The organism is Nocardia crassostreae, from assembly GCF_001613405.1.
Lineage (GTDB): Bacteria > Actinomycetota > Actinomycetes > Mycobacteriales > Mycobacteriaceae > Nocardia > Nocardia crassostreae.
Map to the genome: position 1 here is coordinate 269803 of NZ_BDCH01000020.1, position 25703 is coordinate 295505.

The 25703-nt window shown below is 67.9% G+C and carries 24 protein-coding genes; 11 read left to right on the forward strand and 13 right to left on the reverse strand.

What is annotated here, in order from left to right; all coding sequences use genetic code 11:
* Nucleotide 1: 1 nt before the first annotated feature.
* The gene (locus tag NC4_RS22215; protein ID WP_067541433.1) at nt 2-1240 is read right to left on the reverse strand and encodes an MFS transporter; all 1239 of its coding nucleotides are present in this window, start codon (nt 1238-1240) and stop codon (nt 2-4) included.
* Nucleotides 1241-1359: 119 nt separating this feature from the next.
* Between NC4_RS22215 and NC4_RS22220 the strand changes: the two genes are divergently transcribed.
* The gene (locus tag NC4_RS22220) at nt 1360-2436 is read left to right on the forward strand and encodes a hypothetical protein (RefSeq protein ID WP_067541435.1); all 1077 of its coding nucleotides are present in this window, start codon (nt 1360-1362) and stop codon (nt 2434-2436) included.
* A gap of 209 nt (nt 2437-2645) precedes the next feature.
* Here NC4_RS22220 and NC4_RS22225 read toward each other — a convergent pair whose 3' ends face one another.
* Both NC4_RS22225 and NC4_RS22230 read right to left on the reverse strand, forming a co-directional pair.
* Nucleotides 2646-3428 (reverse strand): SDR family oxidoreductase, encoded by a 783-nt coding sequence (locus NC4_RS22225; RefSeq protein ID WP_067541437.1) that lies wholly within the window; start codon nt 3426-3428, stop codon nt 2646-2648.
* 149 nt (nt 3429-3577) lie between these two features.
* A complete protein-coding gene (locus NC4_RS22230; protein ID WP_067541439.1) occupies nt 3578-5224 on the reverse strand; it encodes a TerD family protein in 1647 nt (548 codons plus the stop codon).
* A gap of 119 nt (nt 5225-5343) precedes the next feature.
* Between NC4_RS22230 and NC4_RS40445 the strand changes: the two genes are divergently transcribed.
* Nucleotides 5344-5862 carry a hypothetical protein gene (locus NC4_RS40445; protein ID WP_245721841.1) on the forward strand — a complete coding sequence of 173 codons (519 nt, stop codon included), beginning with the start codon at nt 5344-5346 and terminating at the stop codon, nt 5860-5862.
* Between the two features lie 37 nt (nt 5863-5899).
* Here the strand turns inward: NC4_RS40445 and pabB are convergent, their stop codons facing one another.
* Entirely contained in the window at nt 5900-8023 is a 2124-nt protein-coding gene (pabB, locus tag NC4_RS22240; RefSeq protein WP_067541443.1) for an aminodeoxychorismate synthase, read from the reverse strand.
* A gap of 148 nt (nt 8024-8171) precedes the next feature.
* Between pabB and NC4_RS22245 the strand changes: the two genes are divergently transcribed.
* The 4 genes from NC4_RS22245 to NC4_RS22255 all read left to right on the forward strand — a co-directional run bounded on the left by NC4_RS22245 (nt 8172) and on the right by NC4_RS22255 (nt 11076).
* Nucleotides 8172-9227 carry a phosphotransferase family protein gene (locus tag NC4_RS22245; RefSeq protein ID WP_067541445.1) on the forward strand — a complete coding sequence of 352 codons (1056 nt, stop codon included), beginning with the start codon at nt 8172-8174 and terminating at the stop codon, nt 9225-9227.
* An 89-nt stretch (nt 9228-9316) separates the two neighbouring features.
* A complete protein-coding gene (locus tag NC4_RS45160) occupies nt 9317-9643 on the forward strand; it encodes a hypothetical protein (protein ID WP_439957543.1) in 327 nt (108 codons plus the stop codon).
* A complete protein-coding gene (locus NC4_RS45165) occupies nt 9640-9915 on the forward strand; it encodes a hypothetical protein (RefSeq protein WP_439957544.1) in 276 nt (91 codons plus the stop codon). Before NC4_RS45160 ends, NC4_RS45165 begins: the two co-directional genes overlap by 4 nt.
* Before the next feature lie 69 nt (nt 9916-9984).
* Entirely contained in the window at nt 9985-11076 is a 1092-nt protein-coding gene (locus NC4_RS22255; RefSeq protein ID WP_067541447.1) for an RNA ligase (ATP), read from the forward strand.
* 42 nt (nt 11077-11118) lie between these two features.
* Here the strand turns inward: NC4_RS22255 and NC4_RS43005 are convergent, their stop codons facing one another.
* From NC4_RS43005 to NC4_RS43015, 3 genes are all read right to left on the reverse strand, one after another.
* Entirely contained in the window at nt 11119-11643 is a 525-nt protein-coding gene (locus tag NC4_RS43005; protein ID WP_245721842.1) for a serine hydrolase domain-containing protein, read from the reverse strand.
* 9 nt (nt 11644-11652) lie between these two features.
* The gene (locus NC4_RS43010; RefSeq protein WP_245721843.1) at nt 11653-12309 is read right to left on the reverse strand and encodes a serine hydrolase domain-containing protein; all 657 of its coding nucleotides are present in this window, start codon (nt 12307-12309) and stop codon (nt 11653-11655) included.
* Between the two features lie 131 nt (nt 12310-12440).
* Nucleotides 12441-12908, reverse strand: a complete 468-nt coding sequence (locus NC4_RS43015) for an alpha/beta fold hydrolase (protein ID WP_245721844.1) — start codon at nt 12906-12908, stop codon at nt 12441-12443.
* A 352-nt stretch (nt 12909-13260) separates the two neighbouring features.
* On the opposite strand from NC4_RS43015, the gene NC4_RS39245 reads away from it, so the two are divergent.
* The 5 genes from NC4_RS39245 to NC4_RS22285 all read left to right on the forward strand — a co-directional run bounded on the left by NC4_RS39245 (nt 13261) and on the right by NC4_RS22285 (nt 17885).
* Nucleotides 13261-14052 carry a MerR family transcriptional regulator gene (locus NC4_RS39245; RefSeq protein ID WP_084529654.1) on the forward strand — a complete coding sequence of 264 codons (792 nt, stop codon included), beginning with the start codon at nt 13261-13263 and terminating at the stop codon, nt 14050-14052.
* Nucleotides 14053-14292: 240 nt separating this feature from the next.
* A complete protein-coding gene (locus NC4_RS22270) occupies nt 14293-15729 on the forward strand; it encodes an amino acid permease (RefSeq protein ID WP_439957545.1) in 1437 nt (478 codons plus the stop codon).
* A gap of 129 nt (nt 15730-15858) precedes the next feature.
* A complete protein-coding gene (locus tag NC4_RS22275) occupies nt 15859-16671 on the forward strand; it encodes a serine hydrolase domain-containing protein (RefSeq protein WP_067541451.1) in 813 nt (270 codons plus the stop codon).
* A gap of 119 nt (nt 16672-16790) precedes the next feature.
* Nucleotides 16791-17324, forward strand: a complete 534-nt coding sequence (locus NC4_RS22280) for a DUF3145 domain-containing protein (protein ID WP_067541729.1) — start codon at nt 16791-16793, stop codon at nt 17322-17324.
* A 144-nt stretch (nt 17325-17468) separates the two neighbouring features.
* Nucleotides 17469-17885, forward strand: coding sequence for a hypothetical protein (locus NC4_RS22285; RefSeq protein WP_067541453.1), 417 nt, complete (start codon nt 17469-17471; stop codon nt 17883-17885).
* Nucleotides 17886-17971: 86 nt separating this feature from the next.
* Here the strand turns inward: NC4_RS22285 and NC4_RS22290 are convergent, their stop codons facing one another.
* The 6 genes from NC4_RS22290 to NC4_RS22315 all read right to left on the reverse strand — a co-directional run bounded on the left by NC4_RS22290 (nt 17972) and on the right by NC4_RS22315 (nt 25657).
* Nucleotides 17972-19738, reverse strand: coding sequence for a penicillin-binding transpeptidase domain-containing protein (locus tag NC4_RS22290; protein ID WP_067541455.1), 1767 nt, complete (start codon nt 19736-19738; stop codon nt 17972-17974).
* Nucleotides 19739-19983: 245 nt separating this feature from the next.
* Nucleotides 19984-21363, reverse strand: a complete 1380-nt coding sequence (dctA, locus tag NC4_RS22295; RefSeq protein WP_067541457.1) for a C4-dicarboxylate transporter DctA — start codon at nt 21361-21363, stop codon at nt 19984-19986.
* 175 nt (nt 21364-21538) lie between these two features.
* Nucleotides 21539-22969, reverse strand: coding sequence for an acyl-CoA carboxylase subunit beta (locus tag NC4_RS22300; RefSeq protein WP_067541459.1), 1431 nt, complete (start codon nt 22967-22969; stop codon nt 21539-21541).
* A gap of 106 nt (nt 22970-23075) precedes the next feature.
* Nucleotides 23076-24326: a KasA/KasB family beta-ketoacyl-ACP synthase gene (locus NC4_RS22305; RefSeq protein WP_067541461.1), complete on the reverse strand. Its 1251-nt coding sequence runs from the start codon at nt 24324-24326 to the stop codon at nt 23076-23078.
* A gap of 9 nt (nt 24327-24335) precedes the next feature.
* Entirely contained in the window at nt 24336-24635 is a 300-nt protein-coding gene (acpM, locus tag NC4_RS22310; protein WP_067541463.1) for a meromycolate extension acyl carrier protein AcpM, read from the reverse strand.
* 107 nt (nt 24636-24742) lie between these two features.
* A complete protein-coding gene (locus NC4_RS22315) occupies nt 24743-25657 on the reverse strand; it encodes an ACP S-malonyltransferase (RefSeq protein WP_067541465.1) in 915 nt (304 codons plus the stop codon).
* Between the last annotated feature and the right edge of the window lie 46 nt (nt 25658-25703).

A 25703-nucleotide genomic window follows, 5' to 3' on the forward strand; every position in this document is an offset into this window, starting at 1 on the left:
GTCACCTTCCTGCCGATACCACCGCCTCGGTGCGCACCGGCACGGATACCGGCCATGCGCGGGCAGCTGTTGTAGCTGCCAGTGTACCGAGGAGGGCCAGTGTGACCGCCGTCATCGGCAGTCCCGCCACCGCTCCGAGCACGCCCGCGATCGGATAGGTGAGCAGGAAGCACGCGTGCGAGAGCGAGAACTGCGCGGCGAAGACGGCGGTGCGGGAGGCCGGATCGGTCTGGGCGCGCAGCAGGCGCGCGGCCGGGGTGTTGATCATGGAGGTGCCCGCGCCGAGCGCGATCCAGGTCATGGCCAGCAAGGATGCGCCCGCGGCCGGAGGCAGCAGGGGGATGGCCGCCGCCGCGGCCAAGGCGACCGGCAGGATCCGGCAGCCGGTCATCATGAACCGGCGTTCGCTCCCGGCCCGCAAGGCTCGCGGCGTCGCCAGGGCCACCGCCATGGACCCGAATCCGAAGCAGCCCAGCGCGAGTGCCACACCGGTATTGCTGCCGCCGAGCCGATCCCGCACGTACACCACGGTATTCACGACCACCAGCGAAGTCGCGGCCGCCACGACCAGATTCATGGCCAGCAGGCCGCGCAGCACCGGGCGGTCGAGCATGAGGCGTGCGCTGTGTGTAATGCGTTGCACGAGTGGGCCGGTCGCGCGATCGGCGCTGAGCCGGGGTAGGTGAGTGGTGAGCACCAGCGCCGCCGAGGCCACGAAACCCGCTGCGGTGCCGACGAACAGCAGGTGGTAGCTGATCACGCTGAGCAAGGCCGCGGCCAGCATCGGGCTCAGCAGCGACTCCAGATCGTAGGCCAGCCGGGACAGTGACAATCCCCGCGTGTAGTCCTCCTCGTCCGGCAGCACCGCCGGAATCACGGACTGGAACGCCGGTGTGAAGGTCGCCGACGCCGACTGCAGCAGCGCGATCAGCACATAGATCTGCCAGGTCTGCGTCACGAACGGCAGCAGCACCGCGATCCCGGCGCGCACCGCATCGGCCGACACCAGCAGCGTCGTCCGCGGCGCCTTCTCGGCGAGCGCCGAAATAACCGGCGCCACAGCCACATACGCCACCATCTTGATCGCCAGCGCGGTCCCCAGCACGACTCCCGCGTCCGCCCCGGCCAGGTCGTAGGCCAGTAACCCCAGGGCCACCGTCAGCAGCCCCGTGCCCACCAGCGCAACCACCTGCGCGGTGTACAACCTCCGGAATCGCCGGTGCCGCAGTACGCCCATCATGCCGCCCACTATAGGCCAATGTGTGCGCAGATGTGCACATGATGTCCTGTGGGCAGGCGCCTGCGCGCTGTCGGCGGCAATCCGGCACCGGCGAACTGCCATCGCGCCGTTGGTGACCGGTGCTCGGCGGCGCGGCCGAATCCGGCCTCGGCCGCATCGCCACCGCCGATGCGGCTATGGATTGCGTCCCTTCCCCCACGGGATGGGCCGTCGCCATCGGTCCCGAGCGCGTCGGCGTGCGCATCGCCCCCGGCGTCACGGCCACCCCGTCCACGCGGGCGCTGGCGGCTGTCCATGCCGAGTGCGACCGGTATCCGAACCCGACCGCCACCGCATTGCCGCTGCCCACGGTTTATGCGCCGGAGTTGGTGAATTGTCCTGTTGTTCCCTGTCGACCCGGGCAATCCGCCGCTATCCTCGCCCTCATGGGGAGGCACCTGGCGGCCTGTTGCCTGGCCGCGGTTTCGGCGCTGGCGGTGACCGGCTGCACCGTGCACGGCACCGCGCAGCCCGAATCCGGCGCGCCGGAGGCCGGTCCGAGCGTCGCGCCCACCACCGGGGCCGCGCCGGGCGAGCCGATCTCGGACCTACCGCCGTGCGGCGATATCGGCACGGCCGCAACGCCTCCCGACTGCCTGTTGGAATCTCGCGACAGCACCGGGCTGTCGTTCGAGGTGCGCCATACCGGCAATGACGGGCGCACCATCACCACCGTGACCGTGCTCGACGCCTCCGGCGCCCGCGTGCAGACCCTCACCGAGAAGGACACCGGCGTACCATCCGGCCCGCGCGTCCGGGATCTGGACGCCGACGGGCGCGATGAACTCATGATTCCGCTGGCACTCGCCGACGCGAACACCCGCTACGCCGTCTACCGTGCGGACGATGCGGGCGAACTCCGGCGGGCCGGGGAGCTGACCGGTATCGGCATCGACACGTCCGAGTCGGGGAGCACCGTGGTCTCCGCCCGCATCGGCCATGCCAGCTGGGATATCGAATTCTGGACCTTCGACGCGGATACGCTGCGCGCCCTCGTCACCGCCGAGGTGCGGCCGACCGAGGATGCCAACGGCACGGTCACCGGATACACCTGCACGGTGGCCGACGACGGCGGGCTCGCCGGGCTCGGGCTGTCCCCGGACGAGGCCACCGCCCGGTTCTGCACCGAACCGGCCGTCGGCCGCGTCATGCGCTGACGAGCGACCGCATCCCCTGCGTGAACCCTGTCGACTGCGCACGAAGTAGCCCCCGACCGGCCTCGAAGTCGTACCTCGGACGGCTCGGCCCTACCTCTTGCGGCGCACCCACCCCGGGCACGAATACGTGGTTTATCGGGGGAATTCCCGATGTTCGAACGAGCGCCGCGAGACCAGGATGGAAGCAGTTCAACCAGACGAAACCGGAGTCAGCTCCCTGGCTTCCCGTATCGCCGCCGCACCCATTCGGCGTAGTCGTACGACACCGCCTCGCCACTGTCGTCGAGGCACAGCGCAGCGTCGCGCAGGCGTCGTAGCACCCGGCCCAGCGGCGGAAGCGGGACGGGAAGCAGGGCGTGACCGAGCACTTCGCGGCGGATCGCGGCGAGCTCGGTCAGCGTGTGGACGGCCGGGCCGCCCATGTCGCGCATGCGGCCGGACGGCCCGGCCTCGACCGCCTCGGCGAGCCGCGCGGCCACCGCCGTCACGTCGACCGTCTGGAAACGGATCGAACTGCGCGGCGCCACGCGCAGTTTCGCGGACAGGCCCAGAATGCTGTCGATGAGTTCGTGGAACTGGCTGGCGCGCAACAGGGTCCACGGGATCGGGCCCTGCGTGACCACGTGTACCTGAGCCGCCTTGGATCGGTAGTAGCCGAACGGCACCCGATCGCAGCCGACGATCGAGATCTCCACGTGATGCTCGATCCCGGCGCGCTGCTCGGCCGCCAGCAGCGAACGTACCCCGTCCACCATGACTTTCGCGCTGCGCACACCCGCGTGATTGACCGCGTCGACGACCGTGGCGACGCCGTCGAGCGCCTCGTCCAGACCCGCGCCGGTAGCGAGATTCACCGGATGGTGGCTGGTTCCGGGCACGGGATCGGCGGGTGGGTTGCGGGTGAGCACGCGCACGGTATGCCCGCGCGCCGCCAGATCACGCACCACCGGCGCGCCGAGCATTCCGGTCCCGCCCAAAACCGCCACCTGCATGTCGAATCCCCTTTCCGATGCGCTCCCTGCGGACGTTAGGACCCTTCGAACCGGTACTTCAACATGATTCATCGCATCGTGTCGGACAGCCCACATTCGGGTGCCGCCCGCGCGTCGGTGCGGTTGGATGCCGGTGCGCTGCCCGCGCGTCAGATGCGCGCCCCCTTGGCGCGATTGCATGCGCGGCACAGGATTTGCAGATTCGCCGCACTGGTCGCGCCGCCGCGGCTGAGCGGGATGACGTGGTCGAACTCCAGATAGTGGCTGTCGCCGCATTCCACGCACTTGCCGCCGTCGCGCTGCCACACCTGTGCCTTGACTTCCTGTGGGATGGAACGGGTGTCGCGGCGGCCCGGGGTGAGGGCGAGCCGCTTCGCCACGCGCAGCGCGCCTTCCATGGCCGCGGCCACATGGTCGGGATCGGCCACCTCGAAGACCGCCCCGCCGCGCGCGGAGGTCGCGGCGACCATGACCCGGCCGCCTTCCGAGGTCACCGAAACCACACGCGTCCACAGCATTTCGGAGCCGGTATCGGAGCCGGTGAAGCGCAGTTTCTTATTGCTGCAGATGAGGCGGCCCTCGGTGTGCTTCGGCCCGCGGGCCAGCTGCCGGATGTGAATGGCGGGCACGTCCAGGTGCAGCTGCTCCTCCGGATCCAGGTGCAGGCCCGTGGCCGGGAGCACCGGCAGCTCGCCCGAACGCAGCCGGGTGAGCATGCGGCCGCGCTGCATTCGGCGGCGCAGATCCTCGATGAGCGGTCCGCCCAGCCCGAACGCGGTGACCGCCCGGTCGAAGGCCTCCATCTCCGGCTGTTCGATGGCGCCGTCGGCGAAGGCGAAGGCCACCAGCCGCTCCACATGATCGTGCGCGAGCGGCCGCAGCGTCTCCAACGCCCTGGCCTCCTCGATCCGCTGGTAGCGCAGGGCGGTCCACAGCGCGTCCCAGTCCTCGCCCTGCGTGCCCACCGTGCGCAGCATCCGCTCGACCCGCCCGCGCCAGGCCGTCAGATAGTCCTCGATCTCACCGGTGCACTCCCGGCACGGGCCGGGCGCGCCGAACAACCGCCGCCGCCGCGGCCGCCCGCACCGCGGACAGTGCCGATCATCGACCGGCAACCGCGGCCGCGTCGCACCCGTCCACTCCGACCCGTCCCACCACCGCAACCTCGCCCCAACCCCCGGATCCGGATGCCAGTCGGCGCGTTCGGGATTCGGCGGCGGCTGCGGCGGCATCACCCGCCGCTCCCGCTCGATCGAGAACCGCTCCGGCTCCGGCGACCGCCGTGGTGCCCCCGGCTCGTCCACCTGCACGCCGAACTCGGTCACGATCCCCGCCAGCCCGCTGGCCCACCCCTGCCCGATGGCCCGGAACCGCCACTGCCCCTCGCGGCGATAGAACTCCCCGAACATCATGGCCTGCACCGAATCCGAATCGGCGATCTCGAACCAGGCGACCGGGCGGTTGTGATCGAACACCGTCAGCACCAGCCCCGGCACATCGGTGAAGGACCCGCCGTCCACCGACCCGGTCAGCACGATCCGCCGCACCTCGGACTCGGTGCGCGGCAACGACACCGACAACCGCGCGGTCCCCGGCCCCGGCTCCTGATCGAGCGTCACCGCCTGCGACACGTGCCGGGGTGCGTTGAAGAACACGAAATCCCGATCCGAGCGCACCTGCCCGCCCTCGGTCAGGAGTAAGGCATGCGCATCCACCTCGTGCTCCGACTGCCACGAAAGGACAACCGTCAGAAGCGATGTCGGAACCGGCGCATGGCCACCCTTGGTGAGTTTCATTGTGATTCGAAGTTTGCCACGCGCCCCCGACACGCCCGCCAGCCTGCACGATCCCCCGGTCGCCGCACCGTGCCCGATCCGAAACATCCACGCGCCACTCGGTGATGCACAGTGGAACCATGAGCAATCCGACCGACCCGGCGCGCAAACCCCCGCCCGCCCGCGCCAAACCGCAGAGCTCCCGCGTCCCCACCGCCGCCGCCCAAACCGCCGCCGGTCAAGCCCTCGACTCGGCCCAGCTCACCGCCAGCACAGCCTTCGACACCGCGGTCCGCCTCCCCCCGGCTTCGGTCCAGCTGGCCACCCAACTCCCCGACCTCATCGAAAACCTGACCATCGCCGTCGACCGCCTCAACTCGACCATCGACCGTCTCGACCGCACCCTGGCCCTGGCCGAACCCGCCTTCGCCGCCTACGACCGCATGCTCACCCGCCTGGAAGCCGTCACGGCGCTCACTGAAGACGTCTTCCACCGCCTCGACAAGCTCCCCGGCGTCTCCCTCCTGGGCCGCCTAACCGGCACCCGCACACCCCCCCCGAACCGGAGCCCCCGCAGGAGAAGCCGCCCCGGTCCCGCCGCAAGTAGCCCGGGTACACACCCCTTTCCGTTGGTTCACACCACTTCGGGCGGTCGATAAGGGGTGCGAACCAGCGGCAGTGGGTGTGAACCGGCGGTCAGGAGGGGAGGGAGGGGGTGGGGGTGGCGGCCAGGCCGGGGAGGGCGCGGAGGGAGGCGGCGGCTTTCCAGACCATTTCGTGGTACTCGTCCAGCGGGTCGGAATCGAGGACTACGGCGCCACCGGCGCCTATGCGCCAGCGGCCGTTGTGGCGGACTGCGGTGCGGATGACGATGTTGAGGTCCGCGGTGCCGCCCAGGCCCAGGAAGCCTATGGTGCCCGAATAGATGCCGCGGGCTTCGGTTTCGAGGGTGTCGATGATTTCCATGGTGCGGAGTTTGGGTGCGCCGGTCATGGAGCCGCCGGGGAAGCAGGCGCGCAGGCAGTCGATGACGTCGTGGTCGGGGCGGAGGGTGCCGCGCACGGTGGATACCAATTGGTGCAGGGTCGTGTAGGTCTCGACGGCCATGAGTTTGGGGACGTGGACCGAGCCGACCTCGCAGACGCGGCCGAGGTCGTTGCGGAGCAGGTCGACGATCATGAGGTTCTCGGCGCGGGTTTTGGGGCTCAGGGCCAGTTCGGCTGCCAGGGCCTCGTCTTCGGCGGGGGTGTGGCCGCGGGGGGCGGTGCCTTTGATGGGCTTGCTTTCGACCGTGCGGGCGCGGTCGATCTTGAGGCAGCGTTCGGGGGAGGAGCAGGCCACCTCGAGATCCGCGAAGCGCAGGAAGGCCGCGTAGGGTGCGGGATTGCAGCGGCGCAGGGTGCGGTAGACGCTCAGGCCCGCGCTGTCCGGGGTCGGTTTGGCGGGGACGTAGGCGCTGTCGGTAATGCAGATTTCGTAGGACTCGCCCGCGTGCAGCTGTTCCCGGCAGACCTCGACATCGGCGAGATAGCGCTCCCGGCCCCTGGTCAGCAGCGGCGCGACGGTCCGCTCCTCGGTGCGCAATACCGTCTCCGGCGGATTCTCCCAGTTCGGAACGGTTTCCAGGATGGCTTCCGTCGCGCTGAGCCACTCCCGCGCGGCGGCAACGGAATTCGGCTCCGCCAAGGCCAGCAGATGGGTTCGCCCCGCCTCGTGATCGACCACTATCAGCCGATCGGCGAAGATCCACTGCGCATCGGGCGTGGGCGCGCGGTGCGCCGCGGTCGCGCCGCACTCGGCCTTCATCTCGTAGCCGAGATAGCCGACATAGCCGCCGACGAAATCGAAAGGCACGTCCGGGAATTCGATCCGGCGTCGGTGTAGCTCAGCCGCCAGATAGTCGAGGACCCCGCCGGGGACCAGGCGACGTCCCGCCGCGGACTCGACCTCCACGTGCCCCGAACCGACCCGGTAGCGCACCGTCTCCGCCAGCGGCCCGGCCGCATCGCCCAGGAAGGAGAATCGATCCAGGCCCGGTTCGACATGCTCGCTGTCCAGCCAGAAAGCACTGGGCGACTGCGCATACAGCCGATCGAACACGATCTCCGCGTCCACGGCGCGCTCCAGCGCCACCTGCTCCACCCGGTACTCGACGCCCGGGTCGGCGTGCTGTGGCGGCGCAGGATGGGAAACTCGCCGCGCCGCTTCGGTTCTCCGAAAGGCTATGGGCCCCTTGCGTCGCGCCTCGGTCAGCTCCGCGAAATTGCGCAGGATCGTTTTCCCGTGCTCACTGGCAATGGATTCGGGATGGAACTGCACGCCCCACTGCGGCCGGGTCCGATGCCGCACGCCCATGACGACCCCGTCCGGCGAGGTGGCCGTCACCTCGAGCTCATCCGGCAGCGGCGTTCCCGCGCACAGCGAGTGATACCGCACCGCCGTGAACCCCTGCGGCACATCGGCGAACAACTCGCGCCCGTCGTGGGTAATGAGATCCGGATACCCGTGCCGCGCCTCGGGCGCGGCGGTGACCACACCCCCGGCCGCGATCACAATGCCCTGATGCCCCAGGCACACCCCCAGCAACGGCAGCTCCGCCTGTGCGATCACCGCGGCCGAAATCCCGAAATCGCGGGGAACATCCGGACGCCCGGGCCCGGGGGAGACGACGATATTGTCGAACCCGTCCAGATCGAGTTCGCTCACCCGGGCGACCTCGTCATTGCGCACGACCACGGGCTCGATCCCGTTCACCTCACTGATCAGCTGATACAGGTTGTAGGTGAACGAGTCGTAGTTGTCGATCAGCAGCGTGCGCATTTGGCACGCACATTACGCCTACCCGCGCCACGCACGGTGTACCGGTGCCTACGACACGCATGCGTCTGACCTGGGTGAATTCCGCCACCCCGGCTACTGCGGGCGTATGCCTGCAGTTCTCTTGGTGGCCTACGGCACAATGTGAGGCATGTCTGTAGCGCAGCCCGTCGAGGTGGATCGCGACGTCGTGGATTTCGCGATCGTCGGTAAATGGATGGATGAACAGGGCTTGCCCGGTGGCGAATTCACCGGCGTCAAACCCCTCGGCGGCGGAACGCAGAACATCATGCTGCGCTTCACCCGGGGCGACCGCGACTATGTCCTGCGCCGCGGCCCCAAGCATCTGTGCACCGCCAGCAACAATGTCATCCGCCGCGAATCCCGCATTCTCGGCGCCCTCGACGGCACCGGTATCCGCGCGCCCAAGGTGATCGCGGCCTGTGGCGACGAGGGTCTCATCGGCGCGGCCTTCTACCTGATGGAGCCGATCACCGGCTTCAACCCGCAGACCGAACTCCCCGAACTGCATGCGAACGATCCCGAGATCCGGCGGCAGATGGGTCTGTCCGCCGTCGAGGCCATCTCCCGCCTCGGCTCCCTCGACCACGAGGCGCTCGGGCTGGCCGATTACGGCAAGCCGGAGGGCTTCCTGGAACGTCAAGTCCCGCGCTGGCTTTCCGAGCTCGAGGGTTACGGCAGCAACGAGGGCTACGCCGGTCCGCAGATCCCGGGTCTCGAGCAGGTGGGTGACTGGCTGGACCGCAATCGCCCCGCGCCCGCCCGCCCCGGCATCCTGCACGGCGACTGTCATCTGGTCAATATGATGTTCCGCTACGACGGCCCCGAGGTCGCGGCCATGGTCGACTGGGAGATGTCCACCATCGGTGACCCGCTGCTGGACCTCGGCTGGCAGATCGCCACCCGCTTCGAACCCGGCACCACCGGTGCGTCGTTGGTCGGCAGCCTCGGCGCGGTCGGCGGATTGCCCACGCCCGAGGAGATGGCGGCGCACTACGCGAAGTTCTCCGATCGCGACATCAGCAATGTCGCCTGGTACACCGTGCTGGCCTGCTTCAAGCTCGGCATCGTCCTGGAGGGCACCTACGCCCGGGCGTGTGCGGGCAAGGCGCCCAAGCAGGTTGGCGATTTCCTGCACGCCATCACCCTGGAGCTCTTCGACAAGGCGCACCGGATCATGGACTGAACGGCCGGTCCGGCAACTTGTCGCGATGTTGCCGATCGATGGCAGAATATTGCTGGCCAAAAAGATTCAGACACCGTAAGTTATCGGGCATGTCGATCGTTCCCGATGCCAAGGACTGGACCTGGGTGCTCGAGCGCACCTGCACCGATTGCGGATTCGATCCGGAGACCATCTCGTTCGAGGCGGTCCCGGGTCTGACCCGCGACAGCGCCGCGCGCTTGGCCGCCGCCCTCGAACGCCCGGACGCCGCCGTGCGCCCGGGCGATTCGACCTGGTCGGCCCTGGAGTACGCGGCCCATGTGCGCGATGTCTGCCGCATCTTCGAGCACCGCCTCGACATCACGCGCACCGCCTCCGCCCGCCCCGGCCCCGTCATCGGCGGCTACGACCCGTCGGCGGCTACGACCCGTCGGTGACCATCGACGCCGACGGCATCCCCATGTTCGCCAACTGGGATCAGGACGTCACCGCCCTCGCCGAGGACTACGGCAGCCAGCGGCCCGCCGCGGTCGCGACCGAACTGCGCGCCGCCGCCGACACCGTCTCGCGTGCCTTCGCCGCGGTCCCCGGCGCCGAGCTGGGCCGGGTGGCCAAGCGCAGCAACGGTTCCCAGTTCACGGTGGAATCCCTGGCCAGTTACTTCATCCACGATCTCGTGCACCACGTGCACGATGTCGAGCAGGTCTAGCGCGGAAAACCCTTCGACCGGAACCGGTCCCGCACCCTACTCTGGCCCGATCCAGAGGAGGGGATTCCGATGTCAACCCTGCAAGTCGCCGTCGAACGACTGACCGTCCACCCGCACACCAATGCGGACCGGCTCGAACTCGCCCAGGTCGGGCTGTATCGCGCCGTTGTCGCCAAGGGACAGTTCACGACCGGTGATTTCGCGATCTATATTCCCGAGCAGGCGGTCCTGCCCGAGGCATTGATCGAGGAGCTGGGGCTGACCGGGAAACTCGCGGGGTCGCAGAAGAATCGGGTGAAGATCGTGCGGCTGCGCGGGGAGATCTCGCAGGGCATCGTGGCGCTACCCGCCGCGCTGGCCGATGTCGATCTCGCTGCGGCCGAGGCGGATCGCACCGATTTCGCCGAACTGCTCGGCATCACCAAATGGGCGCCGCCGGTACCGGTCGCCATGTCGGGTCAGGTGGAATCCGCGCCGGATCTGATCCGCTGGATCGACGTGGAGAACATCAAGCGCTACCCGGACATCTTCGAGCCCGGTGAGGCCGTGGTCGCCACCGAGAAGATCCACGGCACCGCCTGCCTGATGACCTATCTGCGCGACGGCGACCAGGTCCTGGTGTCCTCCAAGGGGCTCGGCGGCCAGTCCCTGGCCCTGACGCCTACCGACGGCAACCTGTACTGGCGCGCCATCCGGCAGTTCGGGTTGGTCGAGGCCGCGCGCAAGCTCAGCGAAGCCCTCGGGCTGACCCGCGTCGGCTTCTTCGGCGAGGTGTTCGGCGCGGGTGTGCAGGACCTGCACTACGGCGCCGCGGCGGCCCATGACGAAACCCTCGGCTTCGCGCTGTTCGACGTCGTGGTCGATCCGGCTCCGGAGCCGGTGCGCTGGCTCGCCCACGCCGAAATCGGCACGGTGCTGGGCGATCTCGGCATTACCGTGCCGCGGGTGCCGGTGCTGTACGAGGGACCGTACGACGCCGAGCTGCTGCTGGCCCTGGCGGAAGGCAAGGAGACCGTCTCCGGTTCGGCGGCGAATATCCGTGAGGGCCTGGTGGTCCGTCCGGTCGTGGAGCCGCAGTCGCCAATCCTCGGCGGCCGCGCCATCGGCAAGATCGTCTCAAATGCGTACCTGTTGCGCGACGGCGGCACCGAATACGAGTGAGCAAGCGGGCGGCCCCATTCCGGGCCGCCCGCCCGCCGCGGTTCAGCGGCAGCGCACCAGCGCGTCGCGCAGATTGCGCGACCGGACATCGTCAAGCACGGCCATCCCGAGCCGGTTCATGACATACCCGAAACCCAAACCCGTTGCGGGATCGGCGAATCCGAACGATCCGCCGTATCCGGTGGTGCCGTAGGCCCGCTTGTCCGACCCGAATCGGAAGCCGCCCCGCGACTTCCGGAAACCCAGGTGATACCGGCTGGGCGTGAGCAGGACCAGATCCTCGGCCGGGACGTCATCCGCCGTATTCGCGGAACCCAAGCGCTCCAGCAGTTCCCGATCGATGGGCAGTTCACCGGTCTGCCCCGCCGCCGCACCATAAACCCGCGCCAGGGCGCGAGCGGTGCCGACCCCACCGGCCGCCGGGCTCTCCACCGAGAGGAATTCCCGCCGCGCGGCCCGCGCCGGAGCACCGACCTGCGGGCTGTTCAACGCCTCGAACGACAGCCCGTGCTTGGCGAACAGCTGAATTCCGATGCGCACCGGCAGATCCCGCTCGTATCGCAGCACATCGAGCCCCTAGGTCGCCGACAGCTCGGCGACGCGATCCATGGGGATCTCCTCCGGCATGCCGATATGGAAATCCACGCCCAGCGGCCCCGCAAAATCCTCCGCGAACACCCGCCCCAGCGTGCGATGCGCGGGATCCACCCGCCGAATCAGTTCTCCCTGATACAGCCCCGCCGTAATCGGGTGATACCCGTGCCGAGTCCCCGGCCGCCACAATGGTTTCTGATCGGCCAGTATCGCCGCCAGCCCATCCAGATCGGCCATATCCTTCAGCTTCACCGCCCGATCCAGCGCCGCCAGCCCCGCCTGATGATCCAGCAACTGCCGCACGGTAATCGACTCTTTCCCGCGCACCCCGAACTCCGGCCAGTACTTCACCACCGGCGCCTCATACTCCAGCAGCCCCCGAGACACCGCCGACGCGATCACGAACGCAGCCATCCCCTTGGTCGACGACCACACCGGAGCCATGGTGTCCCGCTCCCACGCCCGCCCCCGCTTCCGATCCCGATGCCCCGCCCACAAATCCACCACCGGCCGATCCCCCTCGAACACGGCCACCGCCGCCCCGATCTCCCCATGTCGGGCGAAATTCCGGCGGAAAGCATCGGCGACGGGCCCAAAACCGGGCTCCACCTCGCCATGGATCTCGACACGCGCACTCATGATGCCCCGATCGTATAGAGCCCGCCCAAACAACCCGCCAGCGGCGACGCCCTCGCCAAAAACCCGAGCGCCGCCCCCCCCCGCCCGGCCAGCCGTCGCGCGCATCGGTGCCGGGGCGCCACCGAATGCGGTCAGGCTGCGGCTGTGGCGGCCGGGTTGTTTGCCAGGAATTCGAGGACGGCTGCATGCCAGGGTTCGGGCTGCTCGGCCATGACGACGTGCCCGCCGGGCAACTCGAGGTGGCGGGCGCCCGGGATGGCTGCCGCTTGTGCGCGCGCACCGGCCGGGTCGACCAGCAGGTCGCCGGTCAGTCCGATGACCAGGGTCGGCGCCGCGATGTGAGGGAGGTCTGCGGTGATGTCGACCGCGGCCACCAGTGCGGCCTGCGCCGCGGTACCGCCCGGAACGGTTGCCGCCATCTGGTCGAGGAGTCCTGGAAGCTGTTCGGCCGGAATCGCATTCACGAAGTCCGCGCTGAACCCTGCGAGCAGGGTCACCCGCGCGAACGATTCCCGATCCCCGGCTTCCAGCAACTTCTGCCACAGCTCGACATTGGCCCGCGCCCGATTGTCCGCCCGTGCGAAACCGGCCGTGAGCACCAGCCCGCACGGCCACCGCCGTGCCGAGCGAATACCCGACGATCGTGAACTCCTCCGCACCCGCCGCCACCGCCTCGGCGACCAGAGCATCGGCCAGGGAATCCAATTCGAGAACGGTGTCGTCTGCGGGATAGTCGGACCCGATCACCAGGTGGTCCGCCGCCAGCAGCGGAATCAACGATCCGAAGTTGGCCGCGATCCCGCCGCCCGCACCGTGCGCGAGCACGATCGCCGGACCCGACCCGGTCACCGTCGTGGTGAGCACCGGAAGCTGCGATGAAATGTTCGTCATGGCGGCGACGTTAGGCATTGACATGGGTGTGAAGGTCAACTCGACGTGCGGGAGCTCACAATGCTGATCGGCGAACTGTCCCACCGAACCGGCGTCCCCACCCGCCTGCTCCGCTACTACGAGGAACAGGGACTACTTGTCCCGCAGCGCGATTCGAACGGCTACCGCACCTACGCCGACGACGCCCCCGCCACCGTCACCCGCATCCGCGACCTCCTCGAAGCGGGCCTCCCCACCCGCGCCATCCGACAACTCCTCCCCTGCGCCACCGACACCGGCTACCAACACTGCGACCAATCCCGAAAAGTAGTCACCGACGGCCTATCCCACCTAGAAGCCCAAATCGAATCCCTAACCCGCCGCCACGCCCTCCTAACCCGCCACCAGCAATCCCTCCTGACCACCCCCTCACCCCCCCACCCAGCCGACATAACCAAGCCGCCTCCACATCCCCGCCCCCTGGAGGGCGCGCGGCACCAACCAGCGTGCGCAAACCCGCCTCTGCCAACCCGACCCGAGCTACCTCTGCCTGTCGCCCACCCAGCGTTCACACCCACAATCGCCGGTCCACACCCCCAATTGGCCGCCGATATCGGGTGTAAACCAAGCACAGTGGGTGTGAACCCTGGCCGCTGCCGCTCCGGGGCCGCGCCACACCGCACTCGCCGTCCCGCCCGCCCCAGCACCCGTTTTGTCCACTTCGGTCGGGCCGTCCCGCCACTTCACACCCCCTACCGTCGGTTCACACCCCAATTTGGCCGCCCATTTCGGGTGTGCACCAAACGCAGTGGGTGTGAACTCGAGCTTTTGCGCTTGGGTCTCGAGCTTTTGCTCTTTGGGGTTGGTCTGTGAACGTAACCAGGGCCATCCAGCCAGGCTGGGGCGTGAGGGGCGGCTCCCAACTGGGGAGCCGAGGCCGGGTACGGCAGGCGAGGTGACCCCACTATTCGTTTCGCTTTGCGAACGCCGGTAGAGCCGCACGAGCGGTTTCGGAGCGAGGTGTATTTCAGACCCCACCGGGGTTGAAGCGGACACACCCGATGGAGTGCTGTCTTTTAGCTGATGCGACCCCACCGGGTAGCGTGGCAGCACGTGCCCGGACTGAATCGGATTACCGCATCATTGCTGCGGACCAAGCCTGTTGAACAACTCGCCTCGGATGGGGAGCACTCCGCGCTCCGGCGGAGCATGGGCCTGATCCCGCTGATCGCATTGTCCGTCGGCGCGACGCTGGGTACCGGCATCTTCGTCGTACTGGGCGAGGCCGCACCGCTCGCCGGTCCGGCGGTCGTGATCTCGTTCGCCATCGCAGCCCTCGCGGCATTGTTCTCCGCGCTGTCCTACGCGGAACTGGCCAGCGCCGTCCCGGTGTCCGGTTCGGCGTACTCCTATACCTATGCCACGCTCGGCGAGATCATCGCCTGGGTTTGTGGTTGGTGCCTGCTGCTCGAGTACGGCGTATCCGTCGCCGCAGTGGCCGTCGGCTGGGGTTCGTATCTGAACGAGTTCCTAGGCTCGACCATCGGCTGGCGCATCCCCGAAGCCCTGTCGGCCGCGCCCAGTGAGGGCGGCATCATCGATCTGCCCGCAGCGGTCGTGGTGCTCATCGCTACCGCGGTGCTTCTCGAAGGCGTCCGCGAGAGCGCGCGGGTCACAACCATCACCACGCTGATCAAGATCTCGGTGCTGATCTTCTTCGTGGTCGTCGCCGTGACCGCGTTCAACTCCGACAACCTGCAGCCCTTCGCGCCCGCCGGGGTCGCGGGCATCGGCGCCGCGGCCTCGATGGTGTTCTTCTCCTTCATCGGATTCGACGCCGCCTCCACCGCCGGTGAGGAAGCCAAGAATCCGCAGCGGGATCTGCCGCGCGCCATCATTATTTCGCTCGGCATCGTCACCCTCGTCTACGTGCTGGTGGCGCTGACCGCCGTCGCCGCCGTCGGTGTGGACGATGTGAGCAGCTCGGGTGCGTCGCTGGCCACCGTGCTGGAGCAGGTGATCGGAAGGGGCTGGCCCGCAACCATTCTCGCCGCGGGCGCGGTGATCGCCATCGCATCGGTGGTGCTGACCGTGCTGTATGGGCAGACGCGCATCCTGGTCGCCATGTCCCGTGACGGGCTCATGCCGAAGGTGCTGTCGAAGGTCGGGGCCAAGCGGGTGCCGACCGTCAACACGCTCGTCGTCGGCGGCGTGGTCGCCGTCCTGTCGGCGCTGGTCCCGCTGGGCGAGCTGGTGAACGCCACCAATATCGGCACCCTGCTCTCCTTCGCGCTGGTGAATATCGGAGTCCTGGTGCTGCGCCGCACGAAACCCGATCTGCCGCGCACCTTCCGCACGCTGGTGCCGCTGGTCCCCGTGCTCGGCGTCGCCATGTGCGTCTGGCTGCTGGCCCACCTCCCCGGCGTGACCTGGCTCGCCTTCGCCCTCTGGTCCGCCGTCGGCCTGGTCGTCTACTTCACCTACGGCCGCCGCCGCTCCGCCCTGAACAAACCCGCCCAGACCGAACCCCAGCCAGCCCTGGACAGTTGATCACCGGGAATCCGTGGCGGCATCGGCCGAGAGGCCACCGCCACCAGTTCCCGGTCGACGTTGTTTCAGATTGGCGCGGGATTTCGGGGCGGGCGGTTGCGGGGGCGGCGTAGCTCGTAGGCTCTTGGTGTGCGAGCGCTGGAGCAGATTCAACGGTGGCCGGTTCGACATGCGGCGGCGGGTGTCGTGGTCAAGGACAGGGGAGTGGTCGACGCCGAGGGGGATCTCGAGCGGGTGTTCCGGCTCGCTTCGGTGACCAAACCCCTTGTGGCGTACGCGGTTCTGGTGGCGGTGGAGGAGGGTGCGGTCGAGCTCGACCAGCCCGCCGGGCCGCCCGGGTCCACCGTGCGGCATCTGCTCGCGCATACCTCCGGGCTGGCCTTCGACACCACCGAGGTGCTGGCCGAACCTGGTGCGCGGCGGATCTACTCCAGTGCCGGTTTCGAGGTGCTGGCCGATTTCGTGTCCGGGCAGACCGGCATTCCCTTCGAGCGTTATCTGTATGAGGCCGTCTTCGAGCCGCTCGGCATGACCTCCTCCGGGCTGTCCGGGTCCGCCGGACATGCCGCGCGCTCCTCGGTCGCAGACATGCTGCGGTTCGCTGTCGAATTGCTGAACCCCGAGATCGTGAGTGCGGAATTGCTCGCCGAAGCATCCACAGTGCAATTCCCGGATCGCAATGGCGTGCTCCCCGGCTATGGCTCGCAGCGCCCCAACGACTGGGGCCTGGGCTTCGAAATCCGCGATCACAAATTGCCGCACTGGACGGGTGGTTCGAACTCGCCCGGAACATATGGCCATTTCGGACAATCCGGTACCTTTCTGTGGGTCGACCCGGAAGTCGGCATGGCGTGTCTGGCGCTGGCGGACGAAAATTTCGGCGACTGGGCGCGGATGGCGTGGCCGACCCTCAGCGATGCCGTGATCGCGGAGTTCGGGTAGAACTCCGACACGTCCAAGAAGTAACACTCGTAACTCCGGGCACTCCAGTAAACTCGGGCAACGTCGGCTCTCGGGGTCGTTGGGGAAGACGTCCCTCGTCGAAGCCGGAGGTGTCAGTGGTGCGCGCGTCTAGTCAGTTCGCGGAGGCGACGTCTGGAGTCGTCTATATTCATGCGTCGTCGGCCGCGCTGTGCCCGCACATTGAATGGGCGCTCACCTCAACGCTCAAGGCGCCCGCCAAACTCCGCTGGACAGCTCAGCCCGCATCATCGGGAAATCTGCGTGCGACCACCGATTGGTACGGTCCGGTCGGTACTGGAGGCCGGTTAGCCAAGGCATTGCGAGACTGGCCCGTGCTCTACTTCGAAGTCACCGAGGACCCCAGCGAAGGCGTCGACGGCGAACGTTACAGTTTCGTCCCCGGCCTCGGCCTCTGGAACGGCGCCATGAGCGCGAACGGTGACGTCATGGTTGGCGAAATGCGCCTGCGTTCGATTGTCGAATCGGCCCGCGCCCAAGGCCGCCACTCCGCCTCCGACATCGCCGCCGAAATAGACCGCGCCCTCGGCACCGCCTGGGATGATGCCCTCGAGCCCTACCGCCTCGGCGGCGAAGGCGCGGAGATCACCTGGCTCCGCCGCGACGTAGGCTGACCGCACCGCTCTACGACGGAGCTCCGCCCGTCCCGCACGAACGAGCTGCCGGCCCGGATTGCCCACGATGAGCACCACCGCCCGGGACCGCCGGACGAACGATGCCCCATCCCCGAAACGCGCTGCCACGAAGGGAGTTTCCCCTTGAAGCAGAGGACCACCAGTCCGCTCACCCTGATCGCCGCGGGCACCCTCACTCTGGCCGCCCTCACGGCCTGCTCCGACACCGACACCGACCCCCACACGGGTCACACCACCCCCGCCCCCACCACCGTCCGCGCCGACGACACCCCCACCCTCGGCGACCCGGTCCACTGCGGCACCGGCCCCTGGGACCTCGCCGTCGTAGCCTTCACCACCAAGGGCCCAGACTTCTGCCCGACCGCCCTGTCGGTAGTCAACGCCTACGCCGACGCCCGCAAACAACAACCCGAAGGCGACATCCCGGTGGTCATCGACAACATCCGCTGGGTCTGCGGCGAACGCCAAGGCGACTCAAACCCCTTCCAACAGTGCGCCAGCCAAAACGAATCCCAAGACAAGATCCGCCTCCTCTCCTGACGCGCCATCGACCACCCATGGGTCAATGAGCAGGTAATGGTGCAGGCGACACGCCGCAAACAACCCACACCATTACCTGCTTGCGGTTAGCGGGGGGTGCGGAGGATGCGGCCTGCGGTTTCTACTGCGGGGGCGGAGCTTCCTGCGTCGCTGATGAAGACGGCGAAGGCCAGGTCGTCGGCTATGCCTACGAACCAGCCGTGGGCGTGGGTGTCGTCGATGTATTCGGCGGTGCCGGTTTTGCCTAGGAGGTTGGGGATGTCGCGGAGGGCGGTGGCGGTGCCGCCGGTGATCGTTTCGCGCATCATGGATTTGATTTGGTCGGCTATGCCGGGTGGGAGGGCTGTCGGGGCGCGGTCGGGGGGGCCGGGCTGACCGGTGACCACGGTGGGGGCGGGGACGGAGCCGTGGGCGATGGAGGCGGCGACCAGGGCCATGCCGAAGGGGGTGGCGGTGACCTTGCCTTGGCCGATTCCGGCTTCGACGCGTTCGGCGGGGGTTTCGGTGAGGGGGACTTTGCCGGTGACGGTGGTGAGTCCGGGGGTTACGTAATCGATTCCGAGGCCGAGTTGGGCGGCGGCATTCGTTAGTCCGTCGGCGGGTAACTGTACGGCTAACTGGCCCATTGTCGTGTTGCAGGATTGGGCGAAGGCGGTGTGGAGGGGGACCTGGCCGAGGTCGAAGTTGTTGTCGTTGGGGATGCGGCGACCTTCGATATTCGCGCTGCCGGGGCAGGGGACGACCGTGTCGGGGGTTACCAGGCCCGCTTGCAGGGCGGCGGAGACGGTGACCGTTTTGAAGGTGGAGCCGGGTGGGTAGAGGCCGGTCAGGGCTATGGGGCCCTGGGCGTCGGCGGCCGGGTTCTGGGCCATGGCAAGGACATTGCCGGTGGAGGGCTGGAGGGCGACGATCGCGGCGGGCTGTTCGATTGGCGCGAGGGCGGATTCGGCGGCCTGTTGCAGGGCCAGGTCGATGGTTGTCCGGATGTCCGTGGTGGGCTTCGGATCCTGACCGGCGATGCGCACCGTGCTGCCGTCGGCGGTCTTGGCGCGCACCGCCCAGCCTGCCGCGGCGTCGGCGTTCTGCTGCCACAGGTCGGCCAGGCCGGACAGGGTGGGGGAGGCGAGGGTCTTATCGGTGGTCAGCAGGCGGGTCTGCGGGGCCAGGGTGACATTGGGCAGGGCCGCGAGCTGCGCTTCGATCGGGGCCAGATCGGCGGGACGCAGGCTGATCGCGGTGATCGACTTGCCCTGTGCGCCGTCCAGTTCCGATTGCAGGGAGGCGGCGGTGATGCCGGGGGCGATAGGGCTCAGTAAGCCCGCGACCGCGCCGGTGTCCGCACCGGGGGAGAGATTGACGAGAGTGACGATCTGCTGGGCCATGAGTTCGCCGCCCGTCGAGTCCAATACCCGGGCGGGCTGTTGCGGATAGGAAGGTCCGAAGGACAGCGGACCCTGGTCCAGACCCGGTGCGACGGTGGCCGGATTCCAGTGCACCTTCCAACCGCCGGAATCCGCCGCGGTGCCGGAGGTCGTGTAGGACCACTCGTGCTTGCCGTCGGTCCCGAGTTTCCAGGTGGCGGCGAGCGTGAAAGTGTCTTTGTCGCCGTCCTTCCCGGACTCGCGCACCTCGTAGCGTACCTCCTTGCCCAGCCCGTCGTAAAGCCCGCCGAGCGCTGCCGACGCCGCGTTCGGATCATCGGTCAGCGCCGCAGCGGCTGCGACATCATCGGCGTTCAAGGCATCGGCGAACTGCTGGGCGACCGTCTCCGGCTGCTCCGGGCCCGATGAACAAGCGGCCAGTGCCAACGCGGGCACCGCGAACAGGGTGACAATCCTGGAGGGGGTACGCACCGTCGCGACCCTACCAACCGTTCCCGTATTCCCAGGTAGACGCGCCTGGCCGCGCGCTCGGGGGAGCAGTTGCCGATGTAGACGACCGCAGACCCTTCGCGGCCGGGACCTGAACCAGTGTTTCACCGGTGCAGTGCGTTCCAGCGCGAACCTCGCCCCGCCGCTGCGCGAGCCACATCCTGTGGCCCGCGTATGTGTCCTCTACGCGGCCGCTCGTGGTTCACCTTGCGCAGCAGGATCGGGCATCATGCCAATTCGGGTGTCATCGGCCGGGTCGCCTCCGACATCGGATCCGGGTCGTCGAGGGGTTCGACGGGTTCGCCGTTCAGGATTCGGGTCAGGCGGTTCTTGTCGAGTTGACCTTCCCAGTTCGCGACCACCAGCGTGGCGACGCAATTGCCGAGCAGGTTCACCGTGACCCGCATGGAGTCCATGATGCGGTCCGCGCCCAGCAGGATGGCCACGGCGGCAACGGGAATGGAGCCGTGGCCGATGGCGCTGACGGTCGCCGACAAGGCCAGGAACGAGGAACCGGGAACGCCCGCCATGCCTTTGGAGGTCAGCATGAGTACCAGGAGCGCGGTGATCTGCTCGCCGAGGCTCAGATCCACGCCGACGGCTTGGGCCAGGAAGAGCACGCAGACGGCAAGATACAGCGTCGCGCCATCCAGATTGAACGAATAGCCGGTCGGCACAACGAGACCCGTGGTCGCCCGGGAAGCGCCCGCATCGACCAGCTTGGCCATGATGCGCGGCAGCACCACTTCGGTCGACGCGGTACCGAGCGCGATGAACAGCTCATCCTTGATGTAGCGCACGAACTTCCAGAGACTCACACCCGCGAAGACCCGCGTCACCACAGCCAGCACGACGAGAAACAGGGCGGCCGCACCGTAACAGCAGGCGATCAGCTTCCCGTAACTGCCAAGGGATTTCAGCCCGTACTGCCCGATGATGAACGCCATCGCCCCGAACGCCCCGATCGGCGACAGCTTCATGATCCAGCCGATGACGATGAACAGGATCCGGCTCGCATGATCGATGAGCTCGAGCAGGATCGGCGGCCCGTTCTCCCCGTACTTGGCCAGCGCCACGCCGAACAGCACCGCCACGAACAGCACCTGTAGCAGCTTGTTCTCCGCGAACGCCGAGATCAGCGAGCCCGGGATGATGTTCATCAGGAACTCCACGGTGTGCGGGAGCTCGCCATTGCCGGTCTTCTTCGCGATCTGATCCGCGTCGGTCGCCAGCGTCTGCGGATCGATGCTGAACCCCGATCCGGGCTCGACCAGATTGCCCACGACCAGCCCGAACACCAGCGCGAAGGTGGTGATCACCTCGAAGTAGATGAGCGCCTTGATCCCGATCCGCCCCACCGACTTCAGATTGCCGACATGGGCGATGCCGAGCACCACCGTGCAGAACACGATGGGCGCGATCACCATCTTGATCAGCTTGATGAACCCGTCCCCGAGCGGCTTCAGATCCGCCCCGAACTCCGGCCAGGCCGCGCCGACGAGGATCCCGGCGACCACCGCCACCGCCAATTGCGCGAACAGCGATCGATACCAGGGTGTCCGGCGCGCCGGAGCCGATTCCGCGGGCTTTTCGAGAGTTTCGCACATGCCGGAACGCTAGAAGCAGTCCGTGTCACCGGGATGTCGCCGCTGTTGCCCACCGCGAAACGAACCCATATATCCGCCGGACGGCAGGCATAGTCGCCGCCGAAATGGGTACTCCCACAACAAGAACGCGGGCCGTCTCAATGGAGAGACCGCCCGCGTTCCCCGTTTCGGCTGGTTACAGCGGAATGTTCTTGTTGTGCTGCGCCGTGGCGGGCGCCGCGGCCAGTGCGGCGGCAAGGGTGGACCGCGTCTTGGCCGGATCGACGACCTCGTCCACGACGCCGATGGCGATGGCGCGCTCGACGCCGCCCGCGATCCGCTCGTGTTCCTCGGTCAGCTGCTCGATGAGCGCCTCGCGCTCCTCCTCCGGCGCGGCGGCAATGGCCTTCTTGTGCAGAATGCCGACCGCGGCCTTGGCGCCCATGACCGCGACCTCGGAGCCCGGCCAGGCATACACGGCCGTCGCGCCCAGCGAGCGGGCGTTCATGGCGATGTAGGCGCCGCCGTAGATCTTGCGGGTCACCAGCGTGACGCGCGGAACCCGAGCTTCGGCGAAGGCGTGCAACAGCTTCGCGCCGCGGCGCACCACGCCCTCCCACTCCATACCGACGCCCGGCAGATAGCCCGGCACATCGGTGACCACGATCATCGGAATGCCGAAGGCGTTGCACAGCCGCACGAAACGCGCTGCCTTCTCGGCACTTTCGGAGTTCAAGCAGCCGCCGAGGCGAATCGGGTTGTTGGCCAGCACACCCACGGTGCGCCCGCCGAGCCGACCCAGCCCGGTGACGATGGAGCGCGCGTACCCGCCCTGCAATTCCTCGAAAGAGCTTTCTTCGCCGACATTGTCGAGCAGTTCGTGAATGATCGGCTTCACGTCATAGGCGCGCTTGGCCGACTCCGGCAGCATGGCCTTGAGGTCGACATCGCCGTGCGCGGCGGCGACCAGATCGAATTCGCCCTGCTCGGCGAACATCGAGACGAGGCGACGCGCGCGGTGCATGGCATCGGCCTCGTCATCGGCGACGATATGGCAGACACCGGACTTCTTGCCGTGGGTGACCGGCCCGCCCAGAGTCGCCATGTCCACGTTCTCACCGGTGACGCTGCGGACCACGTCCGGGCCGGTGACGAAGACACGGCCCTCGGGGGCCATGATCACGATATCGGTCAGCGCGGGACCGTAGGCGGCGCCACCGGCGGCGAAGCCGAGCACCACCGAAATCTGGGGAACCTGACCGGACGCTCGGACCATGGCCTCGAAGACCAGTCCGACCGCGTGCAGCGCCTCGACGCCTTCGGCGAGGCGGGCGCCGCCCGAATGCCACAGGCCCACAACGGGAATCTGGGAGTCGATGGCCGTATCGATGGCATCGACAATGTGCTTGCACCCCTCGACGCCCATGGCGCCGCCCATAACGGTCGCGTCGGAGCAGTAGGCCACGGTGCGGACGCCGTCGACCTCGCCGATGGCGGCGAGCACGCCGGACTTGTCGCGCGGGTGCAGCGGGAGCACGGTGCCGGGATCGAAGAAGCGCTGCAACCGGCCCAGCGGATCACGGGGATCGGTCGCGGTACCAGCATGCGCGGGAGCCATTATGGTCATGGCGGACTCCTCTGAAGAATGTCGAAGTCCCGGCGGGGAACTCGGGTGCGGGATCGCCATCCGAGAGCCCCGCCGGGACCGCTTGTCTTACTGACCGGATCTGATGTCAGTACCGGCCGAGGGCGAGCGCGACATTGTGCCCACCGAAACCAAAGGAGTTGTTGATCGCGTACTCGATGTCCTGACGGCGAGCTTCGCCGTGCACGACATCCAGGTCGATCTCCGGATCCTGGTTGTCCAGGTTCAGCGTCGGCGGGACGATGCCGTCCCGGATGCTGAGGACCGTGAGCACCGACTCGAGCGCGCCGACGGCGCCGATCGAGTGGCCCAGGGCGGACTTGGGCGCGTAGACCGAGGCGTGCTGAACGCCCGCCTTGTGAATCGCGTTCTTCTCCGCGGTGTCACCGATGGGGGTGGCAGTCGCGTGCGCGTTCACATGGGTGATGTCCTTGGCGGACAGACCCGCGGTCTGCATCGCGCGCTGCATGGCGCGAGCCGCTCCGCTGCCCTCCGGATCCGGCGCCACCAGGTGGAAGCCGTCGGAGGTGATACCCGCGCCCAGCAGACGGGCGTGGATGGTGGCGCCACGAGCCTTGGCGTGCTCCTCGGTCTCGATGACCATGAGCGCACCCGCCTCGCCGAAGACGAAGCCGTCGCGATCCTTGTCGAACGGACGCGAGGCGCCCTTTGGATCGTCGTTGCGGGTGCTCATGGCACGCATCATCGAGAACGCGGCGATCGGCACCGAGTCGATGAAGCCCTCGACGCCACCGGTGACGACCATATCGGCGTCACCCATGACGATCATCCGCCACGCATTGGCGATGGCCTCCGAACCCGACGAGCACGCCGAGACCGGAGTGATCACTCCCGCCCGCGCCTTGAGCTCGAGACCGACGACGGCCGACGGACCGTTCGGCATGACCATCTGAACGGCCAGCGGCGAGATCTTGCGGTAGCCGCCGTTCTTCAGCTTGTCGACCGAATCGATGAGGGCGTCGCCGCCACCGAGACCGGTGCCGATGGCCACACCCAGCCGCAGCGGGTCGACCTCCGGGGTACCGGCGTTCTTCCAGACCTCACGACCGAGGACCATGGCGAGCCGCTCGACATAAGCCATGCGGCGGATCTCGACGCGATCCAGCAGGGTGTCCGGCGACACCTTCAGGTGCCCGCCGATACGAACCGGAAGGTTGTACTCCTCGATGAAGTCGTCCTCGAGGACGTCGATCCCGCTCTCGCCGTTGAGGAGGCCCTTCCACGTCGCATCGACGTCACCGGCGATCGCCGTGGTCGCCGCCATGCTCGTTACGACGACGTTGGGGAAGTTCCCATTCAAGGTGGAAGGAGTGGTCACGTGTCGGCCTTACTTGTCGCCGAACTTGGCCTTGAGCTCCTCGGCCGCGTCCGCGTTCTCGGCCTCGAGCTTCTGGATGTAGGCCACCGCGTCGCCGACGGTCTTCAGGCTCGCCAGGTCCTCATCGGGGATCTTGACGCCGTACTTGTCCTCGGTCTGAACGGCGATCTCGACCATCGACAGCGAGTCGATGTCCAGGTCGTCGACGAAGGACTTCTCGATGGTCACCTCGGAGGGCTCGATACCGGTCACCTCTTCGATGATCTTGCCGAGCTCTTCGACGATCTGTTCCTGGGTCAGAGCGGCCACTGTGGTGGCTCCCTTCTTGTCTTCGTGTAGTGGGGATGTGGGGTACTGATTTCCTGCCACGACCTGAAGCGCTCCATCGCCGTTGGTGGAGCAGGCCGCGAGTCAAGCTAGTCCGCGGTGGTGAGTTCTGCCAGCGCGGGGAGGTCCGCGGGGGTCTTCAGCGCCAGGTTCGGGGTGCCCTTGAGCTCCCGTTTGGCGATGCCGACCAGGGTGCCCGCGGGCGGCAATTCTGCCACCGCGGAAACGCCTGCCGCGCGGATCGTCTCGGTGCACAGGTCCCAGCGCACGGGGCGGGTGACCTGAGCGGCGAGCTTATCGATCGCATCCTGGCCGGAGACGACCGGCTGACCGTCGAAGTTCGACAGCAGCACTCGCGTCGGCTCGCCGGGCACGATCTTGGAAACAGCCTCCGTGACAGCGTCCTGGGCCGGAGCCATGAACGCGGTGTGGAAGGCGCCGGCGACCGGCAGTGCTCGAACGCGAGCCTTCTCGGGCGGGTTGGCCGCGAGTTCTTCGAGCGCCCCGAGCTTACCCGCTGCCACGATCTGACCCACCGCATTGCGGTTGGCCGGGATCAGGCCGAGTTCCTCGAGCCGGGCGAGCACGGCGTTCTCGTCACCGCCGAGCACCGCCGACATGCCGGTCGGCTCGAGGGCGCACGCTTTGGCCATCTCCGCACCGCGGAGGGCGGCCAGTGCCACGGCGTCGTCGGCGGAGATGACTCCGGCGACGGCGGCAGCGGCGAGTTCGCCGACAGAGTGTCCGGCGACGATGGTGTCCGCGGGAAGCGAGTCCTGCGGGATTTCCGCGAAAGCAAGCAGGGCAGCCGCGACGACCAGCGGTTGGGTAACCGCGGTATCGGTGATCTCTTCGGCGGTCGCGGTGGTGCCCAACCGCAGCAGGTCCAGCCCCGAGGCCTTCGACCACAGCGCGATGCGATCAGCAGCGCCGGGAAGTTCGAGCCAAGGAGTGAGCATGCCGGGTGTCTGAGAGCCCTGTCCAGGGGCGAGCAATGCGATCACGCCTCTAAGAGAACACTGTGAGGCCGGTCTCCAGAGATGTCGGCGC